7 protein-coding genes are annotated in these 5,922 nt (G+C 71.7%); 6 read left to right on the top strand and 1 reads right to left on the bottom strand.

Annotation, left to right across the window (positions count from 1 at the left end; all coding sequences use genetic code 11):
• The first annotated feature begins 435 nt into the window (after positions 1-435).
• The 4 genes from ACFV88_RS32765 (at position 436) to ACFV88_RS32780 (ending at position 3,724) form a co-directional block, all read left to right on the top strand.
• Entirely contained in the window at positions 436-1,107 is a 672-nt protein-coding gene (locus ACFV88_RS32765) for a hypothetical protein (protein ID WP_385495760.1), read from the top strand.
• A 155-nt stretch (positions 1,108-1,262) separates the two neighbouring features.
• Positions 1,263-1,487: a hypothetical protein gene (locus tag ACFV88_RS32770; protein WP_385495761.1), complete on the top strand. Its 225-nt coding sequence runs from the start codon at positions 1,263-1,265 to the stop codon at positions 1,485-1,487.
• Between the two features lie 592 nt (positions 1,488-2,079).
• Positions 2,080-2,922, top strand: a complete 843-nt coding sequence (locus ACFV88_RS32775) for a hypothetical protein (protein ID WP_385495762.1) — start codon at positions 2,080-2,082, stop codon at positions 2,920-2,922.
• A gap of 109 nt (positions 2,923-3,031) precedes the next feature.
• A complete protein-coding gene (locus ACFV88_RS32780; protein ID WP_385495763.1) occupies positions 3,032-3,724 on the top strand; it encodes a hypothetical protein in 693 nt (230 codons plus the stop codon).
• Positions 3,725-4,013: 289 nt separating this feature from the next.
• Here ACFV88_RS32780 and ACFV88_RS32785 read toward each other — a convergent pair whose 3' ends face one another.
• Complete coding sequence (locus tag ACFV88_RS32785) at positions 4,014-4,244, bottom strand: hypothetical protein (protein ID WP_385495764.1); 231 nt, start codon at positions 4,242-4,244, stop codon at positions 4,014-4,016.
• Between ACFV88_RS32785 and ACFV88_RS32790 the strand changes: the two genes are divergently transcribed.
• Both ACFV88_RS32790 and ACFV88_RS32795 read left to right on the top strand, forming a co-directional pair.
• Positions 4,231-4,509: a hypothetical protein gene (locus tag ACFV88_RS32790; protein WP_385495765.1), complete on the top strand. Its 279-nt coding sequence runs from the start codon at positions 4,231-4,233 to the stop codon at positions 4,507-4,509. The genes ACFV88_RS32785 and ACFV88_RS32790 overlap by 14 nt on opposite strands.
• A 59-nt stretch (positions 4,510-4,568) precedes the next feature.
• Entirely contained in the window at positions 4,569-5,414 is an 846-nt protein-coding gene (locus ACFV88_RS32795) for a hypothetical protein (RefSeq protein ID WP_385495766.1), read from the top strand.
• Positions 5,415-5,922: the final 508 nt, after the last annotated feature.

The raw sequence follows: 5,922 nt of genomic DNA on the forward strand, positions 1-5,922 counted from the left end.
TGTTCTGGAACGCGGACACCGAGGACGCCGCCCGCGGGAACTGCGCCAGCCCCTTGTTCATGTTCGCTCAGCAGGTGGCGCGCGGTGAGTTGTTCACCCCGCCGGAAGTCTTTCGCCTCGCCCCCAAGGGACGTGCCTGTCCCTGATGGTCGCCTGCTCGGCGCCGTACCGGGGGTGCGGCGGGCGTCTCGGCGGGCGGCAGCAGGAAGGGAGGGAAGCGGGCGGCGGGGCAGGTGCTCGCCTTCTCTCTGTGCGTGAGCTGTGGCCGAGCGGCATCGTAACCCTTCCTGGCCTGCGCGGGTGAGGGGGAAGTGGGAGCGGGCCGGCATTGAATGAAGTAGGCGTAGAACATAGTTTGCAGGTGTCGAGATGGGGTGGTGAGTCCCCCCGTCGCTCCGCCCCGCACCCTCCGGTTCCTACAAGAAGGGCCCCCTCATGTCTGACACTATTTCGGTCTCGCCGGTGTTCGATCTCGCCCACCGGGCGAACGGCTCCCTGTCGTCGGCGCAGGCTGACACCGCTGCGGCTGTTGTCGTCCACGCCCGTCAGTGCGCAGCCTCCGGCGCAGGCTGCGGGCCTGGCAAGGCGGTCCTCACCGACGACGGTTACCAGGGCACCTACGCCTACTGCCCGGCCGTCACCGACCTAGACCGCCGGGCCCTTCGGCACCTGGCCGAGGACCGCCACCGCGAACAACGCACCCGTTCCGAGGGCACCTGGCCCCAGGGTCTGCTGTCCCCAGCCGACCAAGGCACGCTGGCCCAGCAGGTCCTCGACTGGATCACCGCCCACCCCGGCATTCACGACCAGCGCGGACTGGGCGCTCACCCCTTCGGACTCGCCCGCCTGTCCAAGGACCAGGACCCCGCCGCAGCCGGCGTCACCCTGACCGCCGCAGCGATCGTCTGCCATCTGGCCGGATACACGCTCCACACGGTGCCCGGGCACGCCCACGCCATCGGCTCGTACGGCATCACTCACCCCATACACGCCACCGCCTCGCGCCTCCTCGCACTCGATGCCGACCAGGCCCGCCGCCTCCACCACCCCGACCCCGACGAAACCATCGGCCTGCTAGACGAACTCGCCGCCCACACCGCCGACTGAACCCGCCTCCGCACGCCCCCCGCTGCCTTGGGGCGCGGCGTCCCCGCCGCGCCCCGCCCTCTGGAAGGACTACTCCTGTGGCCCATGCGTTGACCGCTCCTGAACGCCCAACCGCCTCGACGTGGTGGTTTGTTGTGACCCGTTCGGGTAGGCAGATGCTCACGCTCCGCCCGGACAGTTCTTACGCGCCGGTCAACGTCTGGGAGAACGGCTACCTGGTCCCCATCACGTGTCGGGAGCGCTGCACACCCGACCAGCGGCCCGATGTCCGCCGTGAAGTCGTCCCCGACCTCAGCGACCACAGCGCCTCTTGCCCCATCCCGGTCCGGCACGCCGTATGGCAACTACGGCTGCACCAGCAGACCCCGGCACGACGATAGCCGCGCCCGGTCCTCCCGGACCGCTTCACATTCTTAGGGAAGCCGTCATGCCGCAGTTCTTCGACCTCGACCCGACCACACGCCCCGTACTCCTGTCCGCCCGTCCGGACGACACCCACCCGTACGCCTTCGACCCGGCCACCGTGCGCATCGCCCGAGCCGACCGGGTGGAACACGGGGACATCGTGCTCGGTCAGGTCCGCGGATACGACCCGAGCCACGCCGCAGCAGTCGTCAGCTACCTCCCGTACGGGTGCTTCCCGTACGCCGCCCGCCCGCGCCCTGTCGACCCGGCGTGCCCGTGCGAGCTGTGCCGTTCCCGGCGACTGAACCCGTTCACCTACCTCACCGAACCGATCGCGCTCACCGTCTGGCCGCGCGGCGAACGGGGACTGGACCCCGTGTGCCAGGTCAACAACGCCGACGAACTCCTTGTCGTCATCCCCGCCCGCCGGCTCCCCCTGATGCTGGAAACACCGCGCCCACGCCGCTACGCCGGGCACGGCCCGGCACCTTTTCCCGCCGCTCACCCGCACTCGCTGCGCGGCCCGCAACTCCTGCCCCTAGACCGCCCCCGACCAAGGAGTTCCGTATGTCTGAGAACGTCGATGCCGCCCGCCCCGGCTACGTGCCTGGCCGTTCGCCAGCCCCGGCAGGGCGGCTTTCTGCGACGGATGTCCGCGCCGCCGTGGGCGTCTCCGGGCTCGGTCTGGGTGATCTGGTGGAGTACGACGGCCGGATCGTCGACGCCGAGGAAGACCCTCGGTTCGTGCCGGGCGGCCGAGGCCGGATACGCGACGTGTGGGCGGCCGGGGGAGAGGTGGTGGCACGCGTCGAGCGGGAGGACGGGGTCAGCGACGCCCCCGCGCTGAAGGACCTCCGCCCGGTAACCACGACCGTCTCGAAGGCATCCGGCGAACTCCGCGCGGGCGACATCGTCCGCGCGCACGGAATGCGCGTGCGGCTCGACGCACCGTGCCCGCCCCATTCCACCGACACCGACACCGACACCGACGACGACGTCGTCCACTCCTGGACCGGGACCGTGCTCAACCTCGCAGACATCCACGCCACCGGACACGTCTCGCGCTCGCACCTGCGGCGGTGGTCGGGTCTGTCCCTGCTCCGTGAGGACGCCTGGACCGTCCAGGGCACCAACGCCGTCCGGCGGAACGTCGAAGTACCGCTGAAAGCCCCCGAGCCGTCGGCGCCGCTCGTCGCGGCCCTGCGCGCGAAGGGGCTGGAGCCCTTTGCCCGGCAGGGCGGGGTCGTGACCGTCACCGCGCACGGCATCGAATGGACGCTGGAGCCGGTCCCCCACGCGGTCACGGGCGAGTGGTGCGGCGTGTGGTCGGCCGTCGGCCCCAAAGGCTCGCGCGGCATGTTCGTGGCGACCAACGCGGCCTCCTTCATCGCGGACCGCCGCGTCCCGTAGCCCCGCCAGTCCGACTAGCCCTGCGCAGACGCGACGACGCCTCTGCACGCGCGCCTTCTCCATTGAATGAAGAACGCCATCAACGTCAATTGCCGCCGAGGGGGCGGGGATGGCACCCCGCTTCGTCGCCGACGAGTCGCACCCCGGGATACCCGAGTGGGGCGCCTACAACGACCTGCGCCGCGAACAGGCCACCGCCCTGGACGAACCGTCGAAGCGCCCGCCCTGCCCCCGGGCCGGCCCGCTCTCCCCGCTGCTGCGCCCGCCCTCACCTCCTGACCTGACCCCGGAGAGACCCATGTCTGCACGTGACAACGACCTGATCGTCCTCGACCGGCTGCTCAACCGAGCCGACAGCGAAGCCGTCCCCCACATCCTCGCTGCCGCCCGCGCGGCCCGGTACCTGTGGCAGTGTGCCAACGCCGTCTGCGGCGCCCACAACGGGCGGGGACAGTGGTACTGCACCGGGTGCGGTTGGGGCTCGAAGGGCAGGCCCATCGGCGACATCACCCCGAGCAACTACGAAGTGCCGAAGCGGAAGTGGGCGGCGCTGCGCCGGGCGCTCACCGGCCACTTCGCCCAGGACGAGCAGCGGCCGGACGCCGTGGTGTTCGACTACCAGGACGGCCCCGGGTGGCGTGGCGCCCAGGTGACCGCCATGTACGGCGGACGCGCCGAACCCATCGAGGGCGGATTCCGCGACCGCGACCGCTTCGAGGACATCGGGCGGGCCCTCGACGGCCTCACCCGCTTCGAGAAGCCCGGCCACCACGAGCACATGCGCATCGTCCTGTCCGCCTGACCCACCCCGCGCGCGCCCTGCCCGGCCTTCGCGCTGCGCCGTGGACGACACCGCGCTCTCCTGCCGCTCACCACCCCCACCCGCACCGGCGCCCCCAGCGCCCCGGGCGCCGGTGCCTGCCACGAAAGGCGCCCCCGTGCCCGACCTGACCATCCTCCAGGCCGTCATCGACGCCACCGGAGAAGACGACCGCGAAACCGTCCTCGACGTCCTCAACGAGTACCCGGCTCGCCGTCGACCCCGCAGCCAGCGACCCCGACCCCCTGACCACAGTCGACACCGGCCGCGTCTACGCCACCCGCACCAGCACCGACACCGGCGAACTCCTCGCCGCCGCACTGCTGGACACCACCCACCACACCGCATTCACGATCACCCAGTACCCCACCGACGCCGACAACGGCCTGTGCGTCGCCCACACCCCCCAGGACGGCACCCGCCGCGCCCAGTGCAACGCCCACGGCACCCCCGTCGCCCCCCACGCCCGCGCCGAGTCCGCCGCGGGCATGCGCGACCGCATCCGGTCGTTCCTCGACCTGTCCACCCTGCACCTGGCGCCGGTCACCCGCGACGCCCTCAACACCATCGAGCGCGTGCTGAGTTACCCCCTCGAACACGGCTGGCTGATGTACGCGCCGGTGGGCGCCGCCGACCTGGCCCGGACACACGCCTGGCCCGAGGAACTGCTGCCCATCGTGCAGCTGGCACGCGCCCACGACTGCGCCTACATCCTCTTCGACGCGGACGCCGACACGACCGATCTGCTCCCGGTGTTCGACGACTGACCCCCTCGTCCGCGCCGCCTCCGCGCCACTGCGCCCGGCCCCCCAGAAAGGCCCCCGTCATGCGCACGCTGGTCCTCGCCGACCACCCCGGCCCGCTCGTCCTGCCCGACCGGCCCACCACGGACGACTATCCGCCGCTCCCGCACGGTTTCACGCTTGATGACGCGGTCGCCCGCCGCGCCCACCAGGTCGGCCCCGGCGACCTCCTGCTTGCCGAGTTCACCGATGCCACCGGCAGCGGCCCCCGCCCCGCCGAGCACATCCCCGACCCCTACCCGGCCGCCCCGCACCCCCTGTCCGCCTGTCCGTGCACCGGATGTGAAGCCTGCAACGCCATGGACGGCTGGGCTCTCGCCGACCACGGCCGCACCGCCGACGCCGGCTGGCGCTACGTGTGCCTTGCCCCCGCCGAGGACGGCGAGCCGTGCACCATCGTCCTGCGCAACCGGCCCATGGCGATCATCCCCGCCGGCACCGTCGCCCGCGCCCAGTACCCGACCTTGCCCCCGGCCGTGGCCGCCGATGCGCCCGGCACCCCGCACACCGTCCCGGCCGCCGAGTTCACCCGCGCCCTGCATGCCTGGAACACCGGCCACCCCCACGCCATCCCGGCCGAGGCCAGCGACACCAGCCCCGTGCCCGTCACCATCGCCGGAACGACCGTCGACGTCCACCCCGGCCTTCTGCGGATGCTCGCCGTCCTCATCACCGACCAGCACAGGGCCTTCACCCACCCCGAAGGGCACTGCCCGCACTGCGCGGGCACCGGATCAGCCACCGACGCGCCCGGCCCCGACCCCGCCGACTTCGACTCCTACGAGGGAAGCGACGGACTCATCTACCACGGCTTCGGAGAGCCCGACATCGAAGCCACCGCCGAGGCCGCCACCCAAGATCGCCGGTGACGCCAACCCGGACTGCCCGGCCTCGAGGACCCCGGTCTGTGCGCAGGCTCCGCGTACCCTCGGCTCCGCCCAGGCGGCCGAAGGCGCCCTTCACCGCCGAGTACGGCCCCCGCGGGGCACCTGGCCTGAAAACGACGCGGCAGGAAGAAGGGAACGGTGGCCCTGGGGCTGATGTCCCACGCCCCGTGTCCGCCTGGATTCTTCGGACGGCTCCCCGCACAGCATTTATTGAATATGATGCACGAAAATAATAGTTTGCATGTGTCGGGGCGGGGTGACGACAGCCCCCTGAGTCACCCCGCCCCGACACCGGCAGCAGGGGCAACGCCCCGCCGTACCGAACCAGGAGCGATCACATGGCCACCGTACTGACCCGCACCCACCCCGGAACCGACCTGCACATGGGCGCACTCCTGCGCGACGCACTGACCCGCCACGGCGTCACCAGCGTCCGCGTGGACAAGCCGTGGCCGTCGCTGCCGAACGAGTACCTTGTGGCCGAGGTGCC

Source organism: Streptomyces sp. NPDC059816 (genome assembly GCF_042732055.1).
In the GTDB taxonomy this organism is placed as follows: domain Bacteria; phylum Actinomycetota; class Actinomycetes; order Streptomycetales; family Streptomycetaceae; genus Streptomyces.